This is a genomic window from Mesorhizobium sp. B2-4-19, assembly GCF_006441315.1.
GTDB lineage: Bacteria > Pseudomonadota > Alphaproteobacteria > Rhizobiales > Rhizobiaceae > Mesorhizobium.
In genome coordinates, this window is sequence record NZ_VFUV01000003.1 from 231,710 (window position 1) to 253,807 (window position 22,098).

General features: G+C 60.8%; 24 protein-coding genes and 1 tRNA gene. 10 read left to right on the top strand and 15 right to left on the bottom strand.

All coding sequences use genetic code 11. The features are described from left to right. Window positions 1–70: 70 nt before the first annotated feature. A complete protein-coding gene (locus tag FJ546_RS07205) occupies window positions 71–1,492 on the top strand; it encodes an MFS transporter (RefSeq protein WP_140888695.1) in 1,422 nt (473 codons plus the stop codon). A gap of 8 nt (window positions 1,493–1,500) precedes the next feature. On the opposite strand, the gene FJ546_RS07210 is transcribed toward FJ546_RS07205, so the two are convergent. Next, on the bottom strand, window positions 1,501–2,298 hold the full coding sequence (locus FJ546_RS07210; protein WP_140888696.1) for an RlmE family RNA methyltransferase: 798 nt from the start codon (window positions 2,296–2,298) through the stop codon (window positions 1,501–1,503). After that, the gene (locus tag FJ546_RS07215; RefSeq protein ID WP_140888697.1) at window positions 2,298–3,635 is read right to left on the bottom strand and encodes a Ppx/GppA phosphatase family protein; all 1,338 of its coding nucleotides are present in this window, start codon (window positions 3,633–3,635) and stop codon (window positions 2,298–2,300) included. The genes FJ546_RS07210 and FJ546_RS07215 overlap by 1 nt, the downstream gene beginning before the upstream one ends. A gap of 402 nt (window positions 3,636–4,037) precedes the next feature. Between FJ546_RS07215 and FJ546_RS07220 the strand changes: the two genes are divergently transcribed. Both FJ546_RS07220 and FJ546_RS07225 read left to right on the top strand, forming a co-directional pair. Continuing rightward, complete coding sequence (locus FJ546_RS07220; RefSeq protein WP_140888698.1) at window positions 4,038–4,970, top strand: lysylphosphatidylglycerol synthase domain-containing protein; 933 nt, start codon at window positions 4,038–4,040, stop codon at window positions 4,968–4,970. 175 nt (window positions 4,971–5,145) lie between these two features. Continuing rightward, window positions 5,146–5,219, top strand: a tRNA-Gln gene (locus FJ546_RS07225). Between the two features lie 252 nt (window positions 5,220–5,471). On the opposite strand, the gene FJ546_RS07235 is transcribed toward FJ546_RS07225, so the two are convergent. From FJ546_RS07235 to FJ546_RS07245, 3 genes are read right to left on the bottom strand one after another with little or no spacing between them, the layout of a single operon-like run. Further along, window positions 5,472–7,751 (bottom strand): xanthine dehydrogenase family protein molybdopterin-binding subunit, encoded by a 2,280-nt coding sequence (locus FJ546_RS07235; RefSeq protein ID WP_140888699.1) that lies wholly within the window; start codon window positions 7,749–7,751, stop codon window positions 5,472–5,474. A 3-nt stretch (window positions 7,752–7,754) separates the two neighbouring features. After that, window positions 7,755–8,777, bottom strand: coding sequence for a xanthine dehydrogenase family protein subunit M (locus FJ546_RS07240; protein ID WP_140888700.1), 1,023 nt, complete (start codon window positions 8,775–8,777; stop codon window positions 7,755–7,757). Between the two features lies 1 nt (window position 8,778). Beyond that, window positions 8,779–9,396 (bottom strand): (2Fe-2S)-binding protein, encoded by a 618-nt coding sequence (locus FJ546_RS07245; RefSeq protein ID WP_140888701.1) that lies wholly within the window; start codon window positions 9,394–9,396, stop codon window positions 8,779–8,781. A gap of 307 nt (window positions 9,397–9,703) precedes the next feature. On the opposite strand from FJ546_RS07245, the gene FJ546_RS07250 reads away from it, so the two are divergent. Beyond that, on the top strand, window positions 9,704–9,937 hold the full coding sequence (locus FJ546_RS07250) for a hypothetical protein (protein ID WP_246686772.1): 234 nt from the start codon (window positions 9,704–9,706) through the stop codon (window positions 9,935–9,937). A gap of 14 nt (window positions 9,938–9,951) precedes the next feature. On the opposite strand, the gene FJ546_RS07255 is transcribed toward FJ546_RS07250, so the two are convergent. The 4 genes from FJ546_RS07255 to FJ546_RS07270 all read right to left on the bottom strand — a co-directional run bounded on the left by FJ546_RS07255 (window position 9,952) and on the right by FJ546_RS07270 (window position 12,215). Continuing rightward, window positions 9,952–10,362: a DUF427 domain-containing protein gene (locus FJ546_RS07255; RefSeq protein ID WP_140888702.1), complete on the bottom strand. Its 411-nt coding sequence runs from the start codon at window positions 10,360–10,362 to the stop codon at window positions 9,952–9,954. Between the two features lie 40 nt (window positions 10,363–10,402). Then, a complete protein-coding gene (locus FJ546_RS07260) occupies window positions 10,403–10,585 on the bottom strand; it encodes a hypothetical protein (RefSeq protein WP_140888703.1) in 183 nt (60 codons plus the stop codon). Window positions 10,586–10,653: 68 nt separating this feature from the next. Then, a complete protein-coding gene (locus tag FJ546_RS07265) occupies window positions 10,654–10,842 on the bottom strand; it encodes a DUF2934 domain-containing protein (protein ID WP_140888704.1) in 189 nt (62 codons plus the stop codon). Between the two features lie 623 nt (window positions 10,843–11,465). Next, on the bottom strand, window positions 11,466–12,215 hold the full coding sequence (locus tag FJ546_RS07270; protein WP_140888705.1) for a Crp/Fnr family transcriptional regulator: 750 nt from the start codon (window positions 12,213–12,215) through the stop codon (window positions 11,466–11,468). 559 nt (window positions 12,216–12,774) lie between these two features. Here FJ546_RS07270 and FJ546_RS07275 point away from each other — a divergent pair. Next, on the top strand, window positions 12,775–13,074 hold the full coding sequence (locus tag FJ546_RS07275; RefSeq protein ID WP_140888706.1) for a PRC-barrel domain-containing protein: 300 nt from the start codon (window positions 12,775–12,777) through the stop codon (window positions 13,072–13,074). A 267-nt stretch (window positions 13,075–13,341) separates the two neighbouring features. On the opposite strand, the gene FJ546_RS07285 is transcribed toward FJ546_RS07275, so the two are convergent. The 3 genes from FJ546_RS07285 to FJ546_RS07295 all read right to left on the bottom strand — a co-directional run bounded on the left by FJ546_RS07285 (window position 13,342) and on the right by FJ546_RS07295 (window position 14,273). Next, window positions 13,342–13,653 (bottom strand): hypothetical protein, encoded by a 312-nt coding sequence (locus tag FJ546_RS07285; protein ID WP_181167843.1) that lies wholly within the window; start codon window positions 13,651–13,653, stop codon window positions 13,342–13,344. Between the two features lie 95 nt (window positions 13,654–13,748). After that, on the bottom strand, window positions 13,749–14,042 hold the full coding sequence (locus FJ546_RS07290; RefSeq protein WP_246686773.1) for a hypothetical protein: 294 nt from the start codon (window positions 14,040–14,042) through the stop codon (window positions 13,749–13,751). 3 nt (window positions 14,043–14,045) lie between these two features. Further along, window positions 14,046–14,273, bottom strand: a complete 228-nt coding sequence (locus FJ546_RS07295; protein ID WP_140888707.1) for a hypothetical protein — start codon at window positions 14,271–14,273, stop codon at window positions 14,046–14,048. 251 nt (window positions 14,274–14,524) lie between these two features. Here FJ546_RS07295 and FJ546_RS07300 point away from each other — a divergent pair, with 251 nt between their 5' ends. Both FJ546_RS07300 and FJ546_RS07305 read left to right on the top strand, forming a co-directional pair. Beyond that, entirely contained in the window at window positions 14,525–14,917 is a 393-nt protein-coding gene (locus FJ546_RS07300; RefSeq protein ID WP_140888708.1) for a hypothetical protein, read from the top strand. A gap of 64 nt (window positions 14,918–14,981) precedes the next feature. Then, entirely contained in the window at window positions 14,982–16,172 is a 1,191-nt protein-coding gene (locus FJ546_RS07305; RefSeq protein WP_140888709.1) for an NADH-quinone oxidoreductase subunit D, read from the top strand. A 12-nt stretch (window positions 16,173–16,184) separates the two neighbouring features. On the opposite strand, the gene FJ546_RS07310 is transcribed toward FJ546_RS07305, so the two are convergent. Next, window positions 16,185–16,340, bottom strand: a complete 156-nt coding sequence (locus FJ546_RS07310; RefSeq protein WP_246686774.1) for a hypothetical protein — start codon at window positions 16,338–16,340, stop codon at window positions 16,185–16,187. A 593-nt stretch (window positions 16,341–16,933) separates the two neighbouring features. Here FJ546_RS07310 and FJ546_RS07315 point away from each other — a divergent pair. Then, the gene (locus FJ546_RS07315) at window positions 16,934–17,314 is read left to right on the top strand and encodes a cupin domain-containing protein (RefSeq protein WP_140888710.1); all 381 of its coding nucleotides are present in this window, start codon (window positions 16,934–16,936) and stop codon (window positions 17,312–17,314) included. Between the two features lie 184 nt (window positions 17,315–17,498). Here FJ546_RS07315 and FJ546_RS07320 read toward each other — a convergent pair whose 3' ends face one another. Next, entirely contained in the window at window positions 17,499–17,894 is a 396-nt protein-coding gene (locus FJ546_RS07320; RefSeq protein WP_140888711.1) for a hypothetical protein, read from the bottom strand. Window positions 17,895–18,154: 260 nt separating this feature from the next. Between FJ546_RS07320 and FJ546_RS07325 the strand changes: the two genes are divergently transcribed. Both FJ546_RS07325 and FJ546_RS07330 read left to right on the top strand, forming a co-directional pair. Beyond that, window positions 18,155–18,787 (top strand): hypothetical protein, encoded by a 633-nt coding sequence (locus FJ546_RS07325; RefSeq protein WP_140888712.1) that lies wholly within the window; start codon window positions 18,155–18,157, stop codon window positions 18,785–18,787. A 161-nt stretch (window positions 18,788–18,948) separates the two neighbouring features. Next, on the top strand, window positions 18,949–20,628 hold the full coding sequence (locus FJ546_RS07330) for a hypothetical protein (protein ID WP_140888713.1): 1,680 nt from the start codon (window positions 18,949–18,951) through the stop codon (window positions 20,626–20,628). A 600-nt stretch (window positions 20,629–21,228) separates the two neighbouring features. On the opposite strand, the gene FJ546_RS07340 is transcribed toward FJ546_RS07330, so the two are convergent. Then, a complete protein-coding gene (locus FJ546_RS07340) occupies window positions 21,229–22,011 on the bottom strand; it encodes a hypothetical protein (protein ID WP_140888714.1) in 783 nt (260 codons plus the stop codon). Between the last annotated feature and the right edge of the window lie 87 nt (window positions 22,012–22,098).

Consider the following 22,098-nt stretch of genomic DNA (forward strand, 5'->3'; position numbering starts at 1 on the left):
CCAGCCATGATAACCGGCCCCTGTATCGGTTCGCCCCCGACCGAAGAGAAGATTTGAAACGGTCACGCTCGTGAATCGCACCATTCCGCTGATCCTGGCGGTCGCTCTTTTCATGGAAAACATGGATTCGACCGTCATAGCGACATCGCTGCCGGCGATCGCCATCGACATCCACACCAGCCCGATCGCGCTCAAACTGGCGCTGACCGCCTATCTGGTGTCGCTGGCGATCTTCATTCCCATCAGCGGCTGGATGGCCGACCGCTTCGGCGCCAAGAACATTTTTCGCGCCGCGATTGCGGTGTTTATCGTCGGTTCGGTCGCCTGCGCCTTCTCCGGCTCGCTGCCGGCCTTCGTGGTGTCGCGGTTCCTGCAAGGCATTGGCGGCGCCATGATGACGCCGGTCGGGCGCCTGGTGCTGGTGCGGGCCACGCCCAAGAGCGACCTGGTCGCCGCCATGTCGTGGCTGACCGTTCCCGCCTTGGTCGGACCGCTGGTCGGCCCGCCGATCGGCGGCTTCATCACCACCTACTTCACCTGGCACTGGATCTTCCTGATCAATGTGCCGATCGGCCTGGTCGGCATCTGGCTGGCGACGCGCTTCCTGCCGGAAACCGAATCGATGGAGACGCCGCCGCTCGATTTCTTCGGCTTCGTGCTGAGCGGGCTTGCGGCATCCGGCGTCGTGTTCGGCCTGTCGGTGGTCAGCCTGCCCTATCTGCCGCCGGCGACCGGCTTCATCACCGTGGGGGTCGGGCTGCTGTCGGGCGCGCTCTACCTCATGCATGCGCGGCGCGCCAGAAATCCACTGCTGGCGCTCGAACTGTTCCGTAACCAGGTGTTCCGCTCATCGGTGCTTGGCGGCTCGCTGTTTCGCATCGGCATCGGAGCAGTTCCGTTCCTGCTGCCGCTGATGTTCCAGATCGGTTTCGGGCTGACGCCGTTCCAGTCCGGCATGATCACCTTTGTCTCGGCGGTCGGCGCCATCGGCATGAAATTCGTCACCGCGCTGATTTTTCGCCTCGCCGGCTTCCGCCGCGTGCTGATCGTCGGCTCGCTGGTCGCCGCCGCATCGATCGCCATCTACGGCCTCTTCACCCCGGAAACGCCCTACATACTGATGCTGGCCATATTGCTGGTCGGCGGCTTCATCCGCTCGATGTTTTTCACCGGCGTCAACGCGCTCTCCTATGCCGAAGTGTCGGCCGAAGACACCAGCAAGGCAACGCCGATCACGGCGGTGTTCCAGCAGTTGTCGATCGCCCTTGGCGTGGCGCTGGCCGGCGGCATCCTGGAAGTCTCGACCTCGATCCATGGCGGCCCGTTGACGCTGGGCGATTTCCACATCGCCTTCTTCATCGTGGCGGCCGTATCGGCGGCGGCGTCGCTGTCGTTCATGCGGCTGGCGCCCGATGCCGGCAATGCCGTCTCCGGCCATGGCCGGCTGACGACGCCCAAGACGCTGGAACCGGCGAGATCGCCGGGCGAGTGAAGGCCGGCTCAGCGGTCAGCGTCCCCCGGCCCTTCGCTATGGCTCCGGGCGCTCGAGTCCTTCGGAACGTCCACTGGACGTTCCGATCCGCCTGATGGCGGAACGGACTCTCGCCCTTTGAAGTCCTTTGCCAACAGATAAAGCTCGACCGATTCATCGCGCGAGGCCGGCGGCTTGACGTGGTGGACGGAGCGGAAATTCTTCTTGAGCATGGACAGCAGTTCGTTCTCGGCGCCGCCCTGAAAAGTCTTTGCGAGGAAATGGCCGCCCGGCTTCAGGACGGACAGCGCGAAATCGGCCGCCACTTCGCACAGATGCATGGTGCGGATGTGGTCGGTGCGTTTGTGGCCGGTGGTTGGTGCCGCCATGTCGGACAGCACGACATCCGGGCTCCCACCCAACGCCTCGGCGAGCTTGCGCGGCGCATCCGCATCCAGGAAATCCATCAAAAGCACCGGTGCGCCGGGCACGGCATCCATTTCCAGATAGTCGATGCCGACGACATGCGGATTTTCCGCCGTCGATTTCGTGCGCGCGGCCGCGACCTGGCACCAGCCGCCGGGGGCGGCACCGAGGTCGATCACCTTCATGCCGGGCTTCAGCAAATGGTGCTTGTCGTCGATCTCGATCAGCTTGTAGGCCGCGCGCGAGCGATAGCCGTCAGCCTTCGAGCGCTGGACATAGGGATCGTTGATGTGGCGCTGCAGCCAGCGTCGCGACGATTCCTTCAGGCCGCTCTTTTTCTTGATCCGCGTCTTCAGCACGCGAATGCCGGCCGATCCTGGGTTTTCCGGTTTCTTGGTCATTATCGGCCACGCCCATCGTTGCGCCAGACGCCGTCATCGGCCATCAGCTCGCTCAATATGCCTTCGCGCAGGCCGCGGTCGGCGACGCGCAGCCGCTCCGAGGGCCAGACGGCGCGGATCGCTTCGAGGATGGCACAGCCGGCCAGCACCAGATCGGCGCGGTCGGCGCCAATGCAAGGGTTGGCGCAGCGCTGCTGGAAATCCCAGCCGACCAGCCGCTCCACCATGCGGTCGACGCTGTCGCGGTCCATCCACAGCCCGTCGACCCGACGACGGTCGTAACGCTCGAGATCGAGGTGAACGCCGGCCAGCGTCGTCACCGTGCCGGACGTGCCCAGCAGATGAAAATTCGGGCTGGCCTTGAGGTGGCTCAGCCGGTCGCGCCCGTCGAAGCTCGCCAAACGGCCGGCGACGTCGTCGACCATGGCGTCGAAGATCTCGCGCGTCACGGTACGGCCGCCAAAGCGCTCGGCCAGTGAGACGACGCCAACCGGCAGCGATGTCCACGAGACGATATGATTGGCGAGCCGCGGCGAACGGCGACCGGTGAGATCGATCAGCGCGATCTCCGAAGAGCCGCCGCCGATGTCGAACAGCACGACACCCTGCGTGTCGCGCTCGACCAGCGAGCCGCAGCCGGAAACCGCCAGCCGCGCCTCGGTCTGGCGGTCGATGATCTCGAGCTTCAGGCCGGCCTCGCGCTCGACGCGTTCGAGAAATTCGACGCCGTTCTCGGCCGAGCGGCAGGCTTCGGTGGCAATCAGCCTGGCCTTCCTGATCTTGCGGCTGCGCAATTTGTCGCCGCAGATCTTCAGCGCCTCGACGGCGCGATCCATCGCCGGCTGGCCGAGGCGGCCATTGGCGGTGAGCCCCTCGCCCAGCCTGACGATGCGTGAGAAGGCGTCGATGACGCGGAACTGGCCATGCCGTGTGGGAACGGCGACCAGCAGTCGGCAATTGTTGGTGCCGAGGTCGAGGGCCGCGAAGACCGGCAGCTCATGCACCGGTGGCCGGCGCGTGCCCTGTTCGGGGCGTGGCGCGGGAGCGGTGGGGGAGACTGCTGGCGCCGTCGGCTGCTTCGCTTCCAAGGCTGGCACCGGCGATCGATTGCCCTGCGTTTCGTCGCGCGCAAAAACCTTGCGCCCGCGCCTTCGCTTGCGCCGCTTCTTGGGCTTGCCCTTCTGGTGATGGGTCGCGTCACCCGCCTGCCCACCGACGGAGTGCGGCTCCGTCGGGCGGCGTTGCTGCCAACCGGCTGTCCCCGAGCCCGATAGCCCTGGGGAAGCGCTGGACGCGCCCACCTCCGACGCGCCTGCGCCGGTGTCGCGGTCTTCCACTGTCGTTCCTTCCGGCGCCGCGCGAACCGGTGAAGGACGCAGCGGGCGCTTTGGCATGTTTCAAGTTGCCGTCAGACTAACAGTGCCGTGGCCGATCACCAAGAGCCGCATGCCGAATTTTGCCGGCTCGGCGCGGACCGCCTTTTTACGCTACCGCGTAATGTAGCGGCAAGGCTGGATTGGTAGCGCGGATGCCGGCGAGGACAACGCCGGCCGAAGCCGATGTCTTATCGCGTGCCGTTCGCGCCGGGCAGATCTTGCCGGCGGCCGGCGCGACAAGTGTTCGCGGTTGAATAGCCGGCTTCAATGAGGCATTTCTGAAATGAATGGAAGTCACCGGGCAGCCGGCCTCCCACCATCAAGCGAAAAGGAAGCGGGCACGCAGCGCATGGCGGTCAGGCAATGAACTGGAAACGCTATTTCTGGCCGGTCGTCGGCATCGCCGCGGTGATCTTCTCGCTGCTGCTGCTCTGGCATGAACTGCGCGGTATTTCGCTCGACGATGTCTGGGATGGGCTCGCCGCCATCCCAACCCGCGGCTGGGTGCTGGCGGCGCTGAGTTCCGTCATCGCCTATGCCGCGCTCGCCGGCTACGACCACATCGCACTGCTGCATATCGGCAAGCGTGTGTCGTGGCTGTTCGTAACGCTCTGCTCCTTCACCACCTATGCGCTGTCGCACAATATCGGCGGATCGGTGTTTTCGGGCGCCGTCATCCGCTACCGCGCCTATGGCACAAGAGGCCTGACCGGCCAGGATATCGGCGTGCTGGTGGCGATCTGCTGGATCACCTTTGTGCTGTCGACGATTCTCGCCTCCGGCCTCGTGCTGGTCTTCGAGCCTCAGATCATCGATCGGTTCTCGGGCATCGCCCATCATGGCCTGTCGGAAGCGGCGGGCATCGCAATGCTGCTCCTCGTCGCCGCCTACATCTTCGGCAGCTGGCTGCATCTGCGCCCGCTGAAGATCGCCGGCTTCCAGCTGCACTATCCGGCACTGCCGATCGTCGCCAGGCAATTGCTGATCGGCCCGATCGAACTGATTGCCGCCGCGGCGATCATCTTCTTCGCCCTGCCCGAGGTGCACAATCCCGGCTATTTCGTCGTGCTCGGCGTCTTCCTCGTCTCCTTCTCGGTCGCCCAGATCTCGCATGCGCCGGGCGGACTCGGCGTGTTCGAGGTGGTCTTCCTCACCGGGCTTTCCGACATGGAGCCGGTCGGCGTGCTGGCGGCGCTGTTGGTGTTCCGGCTGTTTTACCTGATCATCCCGCTGATTCTGGGCCTGGGCGTGGTGCTGTTCTTCGAGCGTTCGCAGTTCAGCCGGACAGAGAGCTGAGGCGCGGATTGGATTTTGTGCCCGCGCCCGTACACATGAACCCCGGCATATGAAACCAGCTGTCAAAACGTAGCGATTGAACCACAGAGCAGGCTTGACTATTTTCCGCTGGCGGCTACAAGGCAGCGCTCAAGCGGCTCAGCCGTTCGGCCCACGCGGTTGATACCGCGCCTGCTGGGGAATAGGTTAACGGTAGACCCACGGACTCTGACTCCGTTAGTCCTGGTTCGAATCCAGGTTCCCCAGCCAACATTCTTCTGAAGCCTCCAGATCTGATTTGATCTTCGTCAGAATGGCGCGCCACTGTGCCGCTGCATCGCCAGTGAAGCCGCCTCCCTTCTTTCCGGTTGGATCATAATCGTCTGCGGTTGCGTGTTTCCACAAAGGTAGACAAATCCTTTGCTCCGGTAACGACCGTGCCTTTTCCCCACGGCATCAACCTGCCGTTTTTGAATTTCTTATGGGTTACGAGTTTCACTTTCAGTCCAATGCCTCAAATCGTCAGTCCATCAAATCGTCGATCCTGATCGGCAGGTTGCGGATACGCTTGCCGGTAGCATGGTAGACCGCACTTGCCACGGCGGCGGCTGTTCCAACGTTGCCGAGTTCGCCCAGCCCCTTGACGCCGGCCGGATTGACCTCGCGATCGACTTCCGGGACGAGGATCACATCAACCTGTTTGATGTCCGCGTTGACCGGCACCAGATAGTCTTGCAGGTCGCGGTTGACGTAGCGCGCGTGCCGCCGATCGATTTCCGTGGCCTCGTGCAAAGCCTGGCCGATGCCCCAGATCATACCACCCATCAATTGGCTGCGCGCGGTGCGTGTGTTCATGATGCGCCCGGCCGCGAAGGCACCGACGACGCGCGGCACCCTGACTTCACGGGTGTAGCGGTTGATGCGCACTTCCGCGAACTCGGCGCCAAAGGCATATTTGACTGAATCCTTGTCGCCTTCCCCACCATGAAACTCAGGTTGTCCAGCATAGAGCTTGCTCAATGCCTCTGGCGAAGAACCCTTGGGGGCAAACTCGGCATATTCCTCGATGGCGCCGACCTGCATGGTCTTGAAGACATCGGCCAGCTTTGCGGATTTGCCGGTCTCCGTGACAACTTTCCCATCCGCCATATTCAGTTTCGCATTGCCCGAACCGGCAAGAGGACCATCGTTGCCCGCCGCAGCCGCGAACAGCTTCTCGCGCACGGCATCGCAGGCCTTCATCACCGCCGAGCAAACACTGGCCGTCGAAATCGAGCCGCCCGACACCGGTGCCGGCGGCAAGGCGCTGTCGCCCATCTCAACGCTGATCTTGTCCATGCCGACCCCCAGCCTTTCGGCCGCCATCTGTGCTGCGATGGTGCGGACACCGGTGCCGATTTCATGCGAACCGCATTGGACCCGAACGTCGCCGTCGACGGTGAGACGGATCCTGGCCGCGCAGGGTGCGGCGGCGGTCGGATAGATCGCCGTCGCGCACCCCATGCCGACCAGCCAATCGCCTTCACGCATCGACCCGACCTTGGGATCGCGCTTCGACCAGCCAAAGGTCGCTGCCGCCTGATCGTAGCATTTGATGAGCGAGCGGCTGGAAAACGGCTTGCCGCCGATCACTTCCTTCTGCGGTTCATTGATGCGCCGGAACTCCACCGGATCCATGCCGAGTGCTGCCGCCATCTCGTCCATGGCGTTTTCCAGCGCATAGACGTAAGGCGTTTCTGGTGGTGACCGCATGTATCCAGGCGTGTTGCGATCGGCGTGGACCAGCGAAACATGCGTCAGGACAGACCCGTAATTGTACATGCGTGCAGTGGCGGACGTGCCGCCGACGACATAAGAGTCAGGGCGGGATGTCACCTCCCAGCCCTCATGTCCGAACGCCGTGATCCGGCCGTCCTTGTCGGCGCCCATGCGGATTCGATGCCGCGTTTCAGCGCGATAGGTCTGCGTGCCAAAGGCCTGCATACGGCTGACGACGCAGCGAACTGGCCTGCCAATGCGACGCGCCGCAACCGCAACGATGGCCGTGCGTGCCGTCATCGGTCCCTTAGAGCCGAAGGCGCCGCCAATGTAGGGACTGATAATCCGCACGTTGGCTGGATCTAGCTTTAGTTGGCGTGCCAGTTCTACTTTCCAGCCGGTCACGTTCTGGGATGGCTCATGGATCGTCAGTTGATCGCCCTGCCAAATCGCGGTGGTTGAGAACAATTCGATCGGATTGTGATGCTGGGTCGGGGTCGAGTATTTTTCGTCGATCTTCACCGCCGCATTTGCCCAAGCGGCATTGAAGTCGCCAGCCTTCGCATCTTCCTTTAGCATCGGGCTTTTACCCGCCGCCGGCTCCACTTTCACGCCTTGTGAATCGAAAGTGGCGCTGGGTAGTTCGTCCTCATAATCGGCGCGGATCAACGCCGCGGCTTCTTCCGCCGCCTCAAAAGTCTCGGCAACGACCAGAGCGATGATCTGGCCGTCGTGGAAAATCGACTTATCATGCAACGGCCCGATTGAACTTGCGCCAGTATTGCCAAACTTCGGTGCGTCGGTCTTATCCATGTCGCCATAGGTCACAACATCAAGCACACCAGGTACCGCCTTGGCGTCTTGTATATGGATTTGGGAGACCTTGCCCCGAGCAATGCTGCTGGTGGCAAGGGCGCCATAGGCAACGTTGGCCGTGGCGATGTCTGCAGGATAACTGGCCTGACCGGTAACCTTCAGCCGGGCGTCGATCCGAACAATAGGATCGCCCTGATTGTCTTTGGGAGTTGGTGCGGCTTGATTCATGGCTCAGACCTTCATGTCACGGGTTTCGAGCAACGCCCGCACCAGCGTGCGCTTGCCGAGCGGTATCTTGAACGCATTGTGTTCGCGCGGCCTGGCATCGGTGAAAGCGACGTCGGCGGCCCGCTGTGCCGCTGGCTCGTCAAGCACCTTGCCCTTGAGCGTATCCTCCGCCGCGCTCGCCCGCCACGGCACGGTCGCTACGCCGCCGAGAGCGATGCGGGCACTCCTGACCGTCTCGCCGTCCATATCGAGCGCGACAGCCGCGGACGCCAGCGCAAACGCGTAGGATTCGCGATCGCGTATCTTCAAATAGCGCGACCGGCTGCTCCACGGCGCGAGCGGCACTTCGATGGCAGTGATGAGTTCGTCGGCTGCGAGATCAGTTTCGATGTTCGGCGTTTCGCCCGGCCGCCGATGCAGCTTGGCGAAGGCAAGCGTGCGCCTCCCCTGCTGGCCTTCGATGTCGACGGTCGCGCCGAGCGCAATCAGGGCTTGCGCGAAATCGCCATGATAGGTGGCGATGCAGGCATCGCTGGTGCCGAGAACGGCGTGCTGGCGGTTGAACCCTTCCATCGCAGCACAGCCGGAGCCTGGCTCACGTTTGTTGCATGGCCAGGAGGTTTCACGGAAATACTCGCAGCGCGTCCGCTGCAGCACATTGCCTCCGAGGCTCGCCATGTTGCGAAGCTGGCCGCTGGCGGCGAATTTCAGACTTTCGGCCAGGAGTGGACAACGACGTCTGACATCGCGGTTGTCGGCTGCTTCACTCATGCGAACCAACGCCCCGAAGCGAATGGCATCACCCTCTAGCCTGATCTGTCGCAAGGCGGGTTCGGCGAGAGTGTTGAGATCGATCAATCGTTCCGGTTGCGCGACACCGAGCTTCATGTAGTCGGCCAGATTGGTGCCACCGGCGATAAACTGCGTGTTGGCACCGGTCGGCGGAGTATGTTCGGCGCCGGTGTGGGACGCCATGGCGACCGCCGCGGAGACGCTGGTTGGTCTCTCGTAGACGAAGGGGCGCATGCTAGGCCCTCCTGATCTCATCGCGGGCCTGGATGATCGCCGCAACGATGTTGGGATAGGCCGCACAGCGGCACAGATTGCCACTCATATATTCGCGGATGTCATCTTCCGACCCAGCGTGGCCTTCATTGATGCAGCCGATGGCGGACATGATCTGGCCCGGTGTGCAATAGCCGCATTGAAAGGCATCGTGGTCGACAAACGCCTGCTGGACGGGATGCAGTTCGCCGTCGGTCGAAACTAGGCCTTCCACCGTGGTGATCTCGCGGCCCTGGTTCATGACGGCGAAACTCAGGCACGAGAGCACCCGTTTTCCGTCGACAAGAACGGTGCACGCACCGCACTGCCCGTGGTCGCAACCTTTTTTTGTGCCGGTCAGGCCAACATGGTCGCGCAGAGCGTCAAGCAGGCTGGTGCGATTGTCGAGTGCGAGGGTGTAGGGCTGTTTGTTGATACGCATTGAAACCGCCGACAAGTCACGCGGTTCGGCCAGTTTGGCGGACGTTGGCTGGTCAGCGCTCTTCGAGGAATTGACAAGCGGCATTGCCGCTACCGCCGAAACAGAGGCCGTCATGAACATGCGTCTGCTTAGGCCACTGGCTATTTTGGCTTCGGACATGGCTGGCTCCGGGCTGGCTGGGTCTCAAGCGGACCCAACCAACCGCAAAGATCAAAGTTCCCTCCTCACGTGCCTGTGATCGGTTTTTGTTGGTCGCATCGACGCATCAGGAACTTCACCTGCCGGGCGATGGTCGTCTTTCGAAAGCCCGAAGGGAAACGATCATGAGCGATGATCGGCATGACAAGAACAGTGACGATGGGCCTGTATTCTCGGCGGAGCAGGCGCGGCAAGAAACGATGGATCAGAAGGACATCGCCTATCTCCATGACGTGCTGAAAAGGGCGAAGGTTGGAACCGGGCGAAGTTGGAAGAGGCTGGTTTTGGCCCGGCGATTGCTTCGGCTGTCGATGCCATGTCGCGCAGGGACGGCGAGGATTATTTCGCCCTCGTACGACGAGTTGCATCGAACTCGCTGGCGCTGCCAGTAAAGCGTGCGGATCTGGAAGACAATATCTGGCAGTTGCAGCAGATCGGGGCATCGGCGGCCAGATACGAAGAGGGACTGCGCATCCTCGACAAGGAATTCCCGCGCCGCTGATCCCCGTCAGCGGTCTATTTCGTCACATGGGGCGTGTGCCGCTTGTCTTCCGACGGCTCGATATCAATGCGCGCCTTTTCCGGATCGAACGCGCCGTGACCCGCAATTGCCCTCGCCGCCGTGTCGGGAGTTTCATATGTCCACATGAAGTCGTCGGCCGAGCTTCCCACGGCATGGACGCGCCAGTAGCTGGCGGTACCTTTCAACGGGCTTTCCTTCGTAGTGTTGGTCTTTTCGAAAAGATCGAAATAGATATCTTCGAAAGGGATGTAGAAGACGGGCTCCTCTCCCTCTTCCCGCAGCACCTTGGCTCGGCCGGTGGCTGCGACTATGGCGTCGGAAAATCGTACCGTCACCGTGCCGGCAAACGGCTCTATGGCCAGTTGGCCCTGATGGCGTGTCGCTGTCGGGACTGAAGTTTGCATATCTTTTCTCCTGGCCAACAGGGGGTTGTGAGATCGCAGGTCATTTGCTCGGAGGCGCGGTAGCTGGCTGGTCACCGCCAGTCGTGGACTTGGGCCTAGCGTCCTTGTCGACCTGCGGGTTCTTGTTGACCGTGTCGGTGTTGGCTTTCGTCGGCTCGGTGCTGTTGTCGCAGGCAGCAAGCGCGAGACCAGTGGCCAAGATCAGCAATGACAAGGTTCTCATTGTCGAGGCCTCCTCTGGTTGATATCGACAAACGAAGCTCCGGCGTATTTGGTTGCTTAGCTGTGTCTTCAACCGCTGGTGCTTTTCGAGCCCACTCCAACCACGGGAGCGGCCGTTCCACGCTCGGCCTCCGGGCCTTCCGCCTCTATTTCCTGCACTGCTTGGTCCCAGTGTTCCTGCTCTCGGCCAGTTGGACGGCCTTCCCGCTCCCAGATTTCGTAGGCTCGCCGTTTGATGCGCTCTTCTCTGCTGTCCATAACTCGATCCTCCGATCCATCAGTCTCAATTCCGGCAGATATTTTTTGTTCCTTTCTTTGTCGGGACGAGGAGCTGCACGACTGATCGTGTTGCGCGAGACAGCCTATGATGGCAGTTTTCAGCAGTCCGCGATCGCAAGTCGACAATTCTGTTTTTCTGCGAACACGTCGTCCTTTCAATCATTCAAGAGAGGCCGTGTGTGCCGCGTGGATCGACCCGGAAATCGTCCGCCGCTGGTTCTTCGTCAGTCCGGCGAACAAGACAATTGCAGTTCAGATTGAACCTCACCCGGGCGGAAGGGTGTCTCCTCACGTTGACGCAGACCGTTGCTGCTCCAGAAAACGCCGAGCGGATATGGCAAGGTATGCTCCATGGCCTTGCCTGCGTCTTGCAAGTCGACCAGCATTCGAGCGACCTTGAGATGTCAAAGGCTCCGTACGGTTTTTACCAAACGGTGAACCTTTGTTGCCGGTCATTTGGCGAGGATTAAATTAGCAAGGGCGGCATAACCCCAATTTGCCGCGGTGGCCGGCGCGGGCCTAGGCAATGATGTCTCACCGGCATGATCGCGTCGGCCACTTGCCGCTATGCACCCCGGCTGCGGACGCACCTATCCCAACGCTCAGACGATGGGCCGGTCCTGCCTTGCGGGGTTCTTTGAACCGAGGTCTCCGACCAGCCGGCGATATTGGGCTTCGGGTGATCCGTAGCAGTCTCGCGCCAGCGTAAGCAGCCCATCGCGATCGCGGATCGTGATCTCTCCGCGACGGGCACGGATATAGCCGTAGCCCTCGATCACTTGCAGTCCCACAGTCACGCCGGGGCGCCTGACGCCGAGCATGATGGATAGGAACTCGTGGGTTATCAGGAGCCTGTCACCGACAGTTCGGTCGCTGCACATCAGAAGCCACCTCGCCAGCCGGACTTCGAGGTTTTGCCGCGCATTGATCGATGCCGTGTAGCTGGCCTGAATGTGAAAATACTGGACGTAGCGCAGTAGGAACGGCCGCAAGGTAGAGCTGCCTGCCAACGCCTCGACGAAGGGGGCGGCGGCTATCCTCAGCGCTTCGCAGGTCGACTGGACATAGCAATCAAAGTTCGCCTGGTCGTCCCCCATGACCAAGGCCGAGCCGGTCATGCCTTCGAAGCCGATGATCCCCACTTCGGCCTCGCCTTTTGCGGAGGTCTTGGCCACCACCGATGCCAGCCCGCTTTCAAGAAAATAGACGGCTTCGATCGGTTGCCCCGCGGTCTCGAGCGGCGCGCGCAGTTCTAGGAAGACGCTTCGCAGATGGGGCTTCAGCCGCGCGAAGTCATCCGCGCTCATGCGGCGCAGCAATTCGCTCTTGGCTTGCAGGATCTGATGATCCACGAGACGCTCTCCCCTTTGGCAAGAGCACTGGGATCTCTTAGCCGGCCGCGTCCGTCGAACGAGCGGACGGTGCCGAACCATAGACTGTGGCCGGCGCAGCACTAGGCGGGTCAGCGTGTTGGTATGAAACCGACATTGACTGCTGTAGAACAATCGAACGCTTCGGTGGCTATCCATCTTTCGCCAGGAGACGCGCTTCCCGCAGGATGGAGGCACGATCAAACCCGATCAGCGATATTATTTCGCGTATCTGTTGTTCCGTGGCGCCGGATTCGCGCGCAATTGCGCGAACCATCTCTTGTGCTGGACTAAGCCGTTCGGGGTTCTTCGACATGACACACTATGCCTCGTGACGGGCAGGAGTGCGATGGTCGCTCCCAAGCGTCGGCGCCCGGACCGTGCTGCCGACGATTTATCTATGTACGCTTTCGTACAGAATGTTGCGAGTCAATTCAGGCCGAGGCCGAATTTCAGCTGGTCTTGTCGGGCGCCTGAAACCGTACGGAACGATTGCGTCGCTGGGAGGTTCAAACATTCCACCCAACAGGAGTTTCGAACAATGGATCACGCCAATCATGCACGCCTCACGAGCACCGAATTGACGCCGGACATTCTGGCAGACGCCACGATATACGATGCCGACGACAACAAGGTCGGCACTGTTTCGCACGTCCACGGTTCCGGGGCCGCCAGTCAGGTCGTCATTGATGTTGGTGGTTTTCTCGGCATTGGCGCCAAGCCGGTGGCCGTGCCCGCGAGCCAGTTGGATTTCATGCGTGACGAGGACGGCGATGTGCACGCGGTGACGAACTGGACAAAGGACCAACTCAAGAAAATGCCTGAACACCACGACGCATGACTCCATCTTGACCGGGAGCCGGCCGCGCCTGGCCGCTCCCCGCCTATCCGATCGGCAAAATCGATCCGAACAGGCTTCAACGGAGTCAAAAACCATGACGGCCAAGAAGCAGAAGACCGAGAGCGAGGATAAGAAGGCACTGCGCCTGGCGGAGACGACCGACGTCTCACCCAAACAGGCCAAGGAGCTCGTGCGAAAGCACGGCAAGGATAGCCCAAGGTCGAGAAGGAAGTCAGGAACTTCAAGGCAGAAGGATAGTAGCCGTAGTCAAGGCTTGCCCGGTATATTTGCGCAAGCGATCAGCGCAAAGGTTAGCAATTCGAGATTAAGGGATGTTCCGGACCTTTCGGCCGCGAAGGCAAATGGGAAGCGCAGCACCAGCTTATGGTTTTCGTCAAGAATCTCGAACGCCAATCCCGTACGCACCGGCTTGCCGCGCAGCAGTTCTTCGGCGAGGATTTCTTTCGCCGAGACCATCGCGTTTTCCTCGGCGCCCGCGAGATCAGAAAACTCTTGACCCTCGGGATCCTCCTGCAGGTTTCCATTCTCATCTCGAAGGCAGAAAAAATACCTGGGCATAGCGGACTCAACTCCTGCTCATCGTAAAGCCGGCGCAATGGTGGCGCCGGAAGCATGCCAAGTGGATTTGCAACAATCTGGCCAGGCCCTCAGCCTCAGGATTCGGTGCCTGTCGTGCTCGGGTTGTCGAAGAGCACACCAAGGCCATGCTCGATGGCACAAGCCGCGATCAGATCGTCGAAAGCTTTTCCCGAGAGCGGGCAACTTGGCATCACCTCTCGAATTGCGGCGCTGGCCTTGGCGGCGGAGACTACATCGTGGCGTTTCTTGCGTGTCTCGACATATTGCTCGACCAGGATTTTCAGGCGCTTCACCGCAACGTCGTCTGTAAACATGAATTCCTCAGCCAGTACCAAGCGGCGTCGACCGATATTAACTCCTTCGGCCATCGATCAATCGCGAGAGTCAAAAAGGACAGCCAGCCCCAGTTCCCTTGCCAGATCGACGATCTTTTTCGTCAACTCATCATCCGTATCTTGCAAATAAGGCGCGTCCTTGCGAGCAGCCTCTATCGCTGCTTTGACCGAGACGATATCGCCATATCGCGCATTTCGAAGCTCTAATGCCAGAAACTCCCTAGCGCTACCGACAGGTCTTGTTGCCCATCTGGCGATGCTCATGCAGCTCCTCCCATGGTCATCCTCGGCGTTATCCTGACCCTGTCCACGACGCAGATCAATTGATTGTACGATCCCGTACGGAAACGCCTACCTGGTAGGAGACAACAGCAGGATGACGCAATTCGGACCTTAGTTTGGGCATCTCGACGGTTGGGGTTGGGACGTAATCGCCCGCTGTGGCCAGCCCTACGGAACCATCGCTCAGTATGAGGGTTTCTTCAAATGTCCCTTGAGAGGATGAAGGAGCGACCATGCGGATCTTGACGATAGTTATCGCACTTTCCGGGGCGGTCATCACGCAGCCCATCTACGGGCAAACCATCAGCCCACAGCTCCCCCATATGACACCACAGGGCGAAGCGCAAACGGAACAGACGCCACCTGATCAAGGCTCTCCCGATCAGAATTTCACCGATATTGCCATTGTCGCTGTCGAGGAGCTGCCTGCGGAAATCAAAGCGCAGGCGGAAGCCGTGATTACCCAGACCAGTGCGGAAGATCTGCTGCGGCTGCAAAAATCTATCGATGCATCGCCTCAGGCTACATTGGCGCTAAGGGCGAACGGGCTCAACTCTTCACAGGTCGTGGCCGCCAACATCGATGGTGATGGTACCCTGACGTTGATCATCCAGACGACAACTTGATCGGCATCCCGAACCATAAAGCCGCGCAGTCAAGCACACAAACGCAGATATCGCCGAGTCCGCCATGGCCGAAGCCGCTGTTCGCAACTTCACCATCAATTTCGGACCGCAGCATCCGTCGGCCCACGGGGTTCTGCGATTGGTACTGGAACTGGATGGCGAGATCGTCGACCGTGCCGATCCGCATATCGGCTTGCTCCATCGCGGCACGGAAAAGCTCATAGAGCACAAGAATTATCTGCAGGCCCTGCCCTATTTCGACCGGCTAGACTACGTCGCGCCGATGAATCAGGAGCATGCCTTCTGCCTCGCCGCCGAGAAATTGCTCCAAATATCGGTGCCGAGGCGTGGGCAACTTATCCGCGTCCTGTTTTGCGAAATCGGCCGCCTTCTGTCGCATCTCCTCAACGTTACGACCCAGGCCATGGACATCGGCGCATTGACCCCGCCGCTCTGGGGTTTCGCAGAGCGTGAGAAGTTGATGGTCTTCTACGAGCGCGCCTCGGGCGCCCGGATGCACGCGAATTATTTCAGGATTGGAGGCGTGCACCAAGACCTGCCTGCCGAGCTTCTGGACGACATCTGGGATTTCTGCGACCCGTTCCTCAAGGTCTGCGACAATCTTGACGGCCTGCTCACCAACAACCGGATTTTCAAGCAACGCAATGTCGATATTGGCGCGGTTGGGCTCGATGACGCCTGGGCATGGGGGTTCTCCGGCGTGATGATACGTGGATCTGGGGCGCCATGGGACCTGCGCAAGGCACAGCCATACGAATGCTATCCCGAGATGGATTTCGACATTCCCGTCGGCAAGAACGGAGACTGTTACGATCGGTACCTAGTTCGCATGGAGGAAATGCGCCAGTCGGTCCGGATTATGAAGCAATGCCTGGAAAAGCTGGGCTCACTGGAAGGCCAAGGGCCTGTGGCAATTCCGAACCAGAAGATCACACCGCCACCGCGCGCCAAGATGAAACGATCCATGGAAGCGACGATCCAGCATTTCAAACTTTATACCGAAGGCCATCGTGTGCCGGCCGGAGAAGTCTACGCCGCCGTCGAAGCGCCGAAAGGGGAATTTGGCGTCTATCTGGTTTCGAACGGAAGCAATGTTCCCTATCGATGCAAGATACGCGCGCCGTCCTTTGCCCATCTGCAGGCGATGGATTTTCTATCCAGGGGTCACATGATCGCCGATGTCGCCGCAATCATCGGATCCCTTGATATCGTGTTCGGCGAGATCGATCGCTGACCAGTGCGCGGATCACATGCCGCGGTCGAAATCGGTAGCCTCACCGGTATGGCGCATCATGCGACGAAAGCTCATCGAGATGTGGGCGCGCCTTATGTGGCCGATCGATTCCCAATGTCCGATCTCCGCAGCGGCAAGGACTTCCTCCATCCCGGCGGTACATATCATGCAACGCTCAGCCAGAAGTGTTTCGAGGGCTGCCCTGCTGTCCAGTTTCGGGCGATCCCTCGCGGGCAAATTTCAAAGACAAAATCAAAAACAATGTTGGGACCGGAGGGACTCCAACCCCGGCGAACCGGTTGTGGATCAACGGTTCGACGTTCGCCTAACTCCGAACCAAACATCCGCAATCGATCCTCTGACAGGGGCCGGGCCTCGGCAATCTTACGACCCAGGCAAACATTGCTCGCCAATACCCCCTGCCCCAACAGAGTAAAGTACCGACGCAAATGTGGTTGACGTCGGATCTGGGCACCAGTGATGATGCTCAGACGCGGGCGAGGCCTGAGATCCAGCGCGGCTTCAACGGCCTGTGAAAGCGTGAATTTGTGCTGGCTGGGGATCCAGGTTCCCCAGCCAAGCTTATTCATAATTTGAATCAGCCGCTTACACAGAACTTCATGTCCTGACGCAGGCCATTCCAGGTCACCCGTTCAGGTGGTGAGCGCGGCTGTGGTCGACCTTCGCGAGATATAAAAGCAATTGCTAATATAATGAAAAGGTGCCAGCATTGGACTCCGCGTCGCGTATGGGAGGATGCCATGGCCGATGGTGGAATGAATGTCACCAAACTTGAATCCAAATCTCACGACAACCCGGATGAGGTTCGCTCGCCCGACAAGACACGCGTCGAGGTGGTGCGGCTTCCAGGCTTTACGCTCGGGCGGCTCAATATGGAGCCGGGATGGAAATGGTCCGAATGCGTGAAGCCGGTCGTCAAGACGGATAGCTGTCAGGTATCGCATGTCGGCTACGTCATTTCCGGAACCATCACCGTCAAGATGAACGACGGGACCCAGAAGACGTTCACGAAGGGTACGTCCTATACGATCCCGCCTGGCCACGACGCCTGGGTGGAAGGCAACGAACGCTTCGTCTGTATCGAGGTCATGAGCGCCGAGCAATACGCCAAGCCGGCGTAGGGCAGGCCGCAACCTGCTGGCTAAAAGGTTTCTCGTCGGGCGGCGAGGCTGCCGGCGCGACATGAATATGGCTGCAGCTCCGCCCGTCGGCCGTAGGCAGAAGACAAATCTTTCGTTTCTCGAAAACGGAAGGATTTGGCGAATCTCCCTTGCCGGATATTGTCGTGGTTGCGCTCCGGCCGCCTCACCCCTTCCACATCGTCGATCGAAGAACAGCCTGCATATGCTCTGCGAGGTCGAGTTCGCCGCGTGCCTCTATCTCCAAAAGATATCGGGCCTTGGCCAGGCGATCGCCTTCCTCGACCGCAGCATAGCCGCAAATGGCCAGCAACGCCCTCTCCTCCTCCCGGCTGGCTCTCTCGGAGTCGCCGCCGCCTATATCGTGCAGCGCCTTGCCGAACGCTGCGTATGCAATCCTGTGCGCCTCAATCAGCTCTTGCAGTCTATCGGAGTGTTCCTGATCTCGGCCCGGCGAGCCTGTGCCGCGTGCGGTTGCCGCAACCGTCGAGGCGACGACTGCGCTGCCGGAGTGGAAAAGCAAGGCGCGGCGGTTGATCCTGGACGTGGCGAACTCTCCCATTTGCTTCGATCGCTATCAGATCGACGACATGTCACCATCTGACTGTAGCACGACGGTTTGCACATTCTTGTCAGGATGGAAGGTTCGAGGCAGCCGACAGCAAGCGCGACCGGGTGAAGCTTCCCGCGCCCCGAGAATCCGTACGGCGCGTCACTTTTTGGGCGGTTCGAGGCAGGTGATATCTCCAGAATGAAAAAGATTGATGGTGGCAGGTGCGTTCCAATGGCTAAGCTGCCTGAAGTTCTGCACGAGGCCGGATAATGGTCACCGACACCGAGTTCATTCACGAAAGCATCAGCCAAGGCTGCGTTACGCTTGCCGATGGCGAATTCCTCATCGACAGGCTGGTGAAGTATATCGGCAACGGAAGGATCCGTTGGCACGTCGAGTTTCGTGGGCATCGTGTCGAGTTCACAACCGGCCAGCTCAAGAAACAGCCGACCTTCCGAAGGAAGATGCTCGAACAGGCCGGCGTGCTGCCGCCCCAGCGTGCCGGGGCCGATTACAGACGATGGGCCATGGATTTGAGGAAGAATGCCATCGAATTGCCTTGGCGGGACACGCCGGTCGATGCCGGTTTCTCCATCGACAGCCTTGTCAGTCTTGGAGACGATCGCTGGACCGTCGACTATCGAGGCAAGGTCATCAAGTTCACGACGACCAAACTGCGCAGGCAAACCAGTTTCCGCAAACGCATGCTGGCCAAGGCCAAGGTGCTGCCGCCGCAACTGGATCCGGTCGCCTATCGGAAGTGGGTGGACTGGCTGATTCAAAACGCCACGGAGGCCGCACCGCAGGCCAGCGATACTTTGATGAGCGAGAAAAGTTGGCTCGACGACCTGCCGGACCTGGCCGGCTGGCAAAACGAAGCGCCGCACGACGGGACCAATTAAGGGCGGCGCCACCGACAGTCCCCCGTTATCGTCACGCCAGCCCTACCGCTCAAATAGCGGTGTTGGCGTTTACCATGCCTGGAGATTTCGGCACACATTGATGGCTAGGGAATCTGGCCTCGAGCTTGGCTCGCGGCCGCCCAGACCTTGAATGAGAACCCATGGACCACTTCAACCTTGGCACCTATCGCCGCCCGATCTCCACCCGCTCCACCGAGACCCAGCGCTGGTTCGATATCGGGCTCAACTGGTGCTACGGCTTCAACCACGAGGAAGGCATCAAGTGCTTTGAGAAGGCGTTGGAGACCGATTCCGGCTGCGCGATGGTGCATTGGGGCATCGCCTATGCCGCCGGGCCTTTCTACAATCTGACCTGGAAGGAACATGGCGAGGCCGAGGCCAACAGTGCGACCAGGCGCTGCTTCGAGCACGTCCGGCTGGCGCGTGCGCATGCGGCCGGCGCCAGCGATGTCGAACGGCGATTGATCGAGGCGCTGGCTTGCCGTTTCCAGAAGCCGCACAAGGTCAGCCCGCAGGAATTCGAACGATGGGATGATGCCTATGCCGCCGCGATGCGGCGGGTCTACCAGGATTTTCCCGACGACCATGATGTGATGGCGCTGCTGGTTGAGGCGCTGATGATGCGCACGGTGCGGCGGCTGTGGAACCTAAAGACCGGTGAGCCGGCGCCGAATTCGGACGCGCTTGAAGCGCTGGAGGTTTGCGAGCGGTCGATCCGGCTTGCCGACGAGGCAGGTGCCGCGCAACATCCGGCGATCCTGCACCTGCACATCCATCTCCTGGAAATGTCCACCATGCCGGAGCGCGGCCTGCGCTCGGCCGACCGGCTCGGCGAAATGTGTCCCGATGCCGGGCACATGAACCACATGCCGGGGCATATCTACGTGCTGTGCGGCGAGTATGAGAAGGCGAGGCTCGCCAGCGAAAAGGCGGTCCGCGCCAATGACCTCTATCTCGCCTATGCGGACGAGCCGACCTATTACCTGCTCGGCTGCTGCCACGACCTGCATCTGATGATGTTCACCTGCATGTTCCTTGGCCAGTACCGGCCGGCGCTGTGGGCCGCCGACAAGGTACGCAGCCTGGTGATGCGAGACGTGGTCGCCATCCCGGACCGGCCCAAGCTGACGCAAACGGTGGAAGGCTATCATGCGATGAAATCGCACGTGCAGGTGCGCTTCGGCCGCTGGCAGGAGATCATCGACGAACCGGCGGTCGACGAGCCCGGCCTCTATGTGCTGACGGCGGCCATGCAGCACTACGCCAAGGGCGTCGCGCATGCGACGCTGAGGCAATTCAGGGAAGCCGAGCGCGAGCGCGACCGGTTCCACCGGCATATGGAGACCATTCCGGCCGAACGGCGTTTCCTCAGCAACCCGACCCGCGCCTCGCTCGCTGTCGGTGCCGCCTTGCTCGACGGCGAGCTTGCCTACCACCAGGGCCGGCACGAGGAGGCCTACGCCCATTTGCGCCAGGCGGTCGAGCTGGATGACAACCTCTCCTACACCGAGCCATGGGCGTGGATGCACCCTCCCCGCCATGCGCTGGCGGCCTTGCTTCTCGACCAGGGCCACATGCAAGAGGCCGAGCGGGTCTATCGCGACGATCTCGGCATCAGCGGCAAGGTGCAGCGCTGCGCCCAGCACCCGGACAATGTCTGGGCGTTGCATGGGTTGGTCGAATGTTTGAGGCGGCGTGGCGAGAGCGAGGAGTTGCCGGCCCTGCAGGCAAGGCTCGCTACGGCGCTGGCCGAGGCGGATGTGGCGATCAGCTCGTCATGCCTGTGCCGGACGAGCGTGCAGCGCGGTTGCTGCCACTGAGATTCCGATCTGAGGATGTTTCTTCCGAGCCCGATCTTCAGGCGATGGAAGCCCGAGCCGCCACAGCACGGACCGGACCTTCGATCAGGATTTATGGCTGCAGCGCGGATAGTGCTGGCTTTGATCGCTGAAGTGCGCTGCGCGCAATTCTCGATCAGGCGAGGGAAACGGCATCAGCCGATCAGGCCAGGCTCAATGAACGGCTTTCCTCAATCAGCGCGGAGCAGTCAATCTCGTCATGAAATTGGGCGCATGCATCAGGTGCGAGCCAGGAAGCGTAAGACCGAAGCCGTTTGAGCCTGGCTGTTTTCTCGAGCCGCGCCAGGCGCTCATCTTCGGCTGGTTGGGTATGAGGTGGCCTTTTGTTCCTCTCGGCGGGATCTTGCATATCGACTGTCCTCGGTCGGAGCCTACAAAGAGGCCCGCTTAATGAGGGAGTTGGCCCACTCACCGGAAGATAGGATCACCTATTGCTCGGGGGCCGCTCTCCACTTGGGCTGATGCCACCACAGGCGCGGACGAAAGTCGCCATCCATTTTGATGACGCTGCCGCGAATTGGGACTCGGCAGCTGTTGCCCTCATGTGAATGGCGCCGTGCGCTACGAGAATATCTGCGCCAGTTCGTCGATGCTTGCGCCTTCCTTGACCTGGCGCAGCTCGACATAGCTGACCGCGGCGGCGATCGACAGCACCATGGAGACCACGGTCTGCACCAGCGCGGCGCCCAGCCGCGCCAGAATCCCGCCAAACAGTGCGAAAACCAGCAATATACCCCACTGGATGACCATCGCGATGATCATCAGTATGAGAAACAGGCCAAACAGCGACCAGCGGTTGCCCTTGGTCAGGGCACGGCTGCGCGACATCGAGCCGAAAACGCCCCGCCGCTCCTGAATCAGGACCGGCACCGACATCGACCATCCGAGCCACAAGATGATGCCGGGCACAATCAGGGCCAGCATGGCAAGGACCGAGCCAAAGGCGACGAGGAAGCCAATCGCCAGCGTCGGCAGCAGGAAGCGGACCGCAATCTGAATGCAGTCGCCGACGGAGGGCCGCCTGCCGTTCAGGTCCTCGATCGTCGCCCGGACCAGTGACGACTGAAGCAGCATGGTGAAAACGAAGGAAACCAGCCCGGCGACAAGGCTGAGATAGGAATTGCGGAACATCGCATGGGGATCCGCCATAGCGCCCGGATCGCCATGCAACATCGCGTCGACCTGCGGCTGGGTCCACAACCGGACAAGCAGCGTCGGCGCGCCGGCGAACAGCGCCGCAAGGCCAAGGCAAAGCCCGATGTTGCGGCCGATGACGGCAAAGGTGTTGTTGAACACCCTGCCGATCTCGAATCGGCCGGGTTGTCCCAATGTCGCAGTGGTCATGATATTCCCCCGAGCCGCCGCAACATCCAAATGACCAACCTCGAAAGTAAATCTGGCAAGATTAAAAGGCTTCGTCCAGTGGCCTTG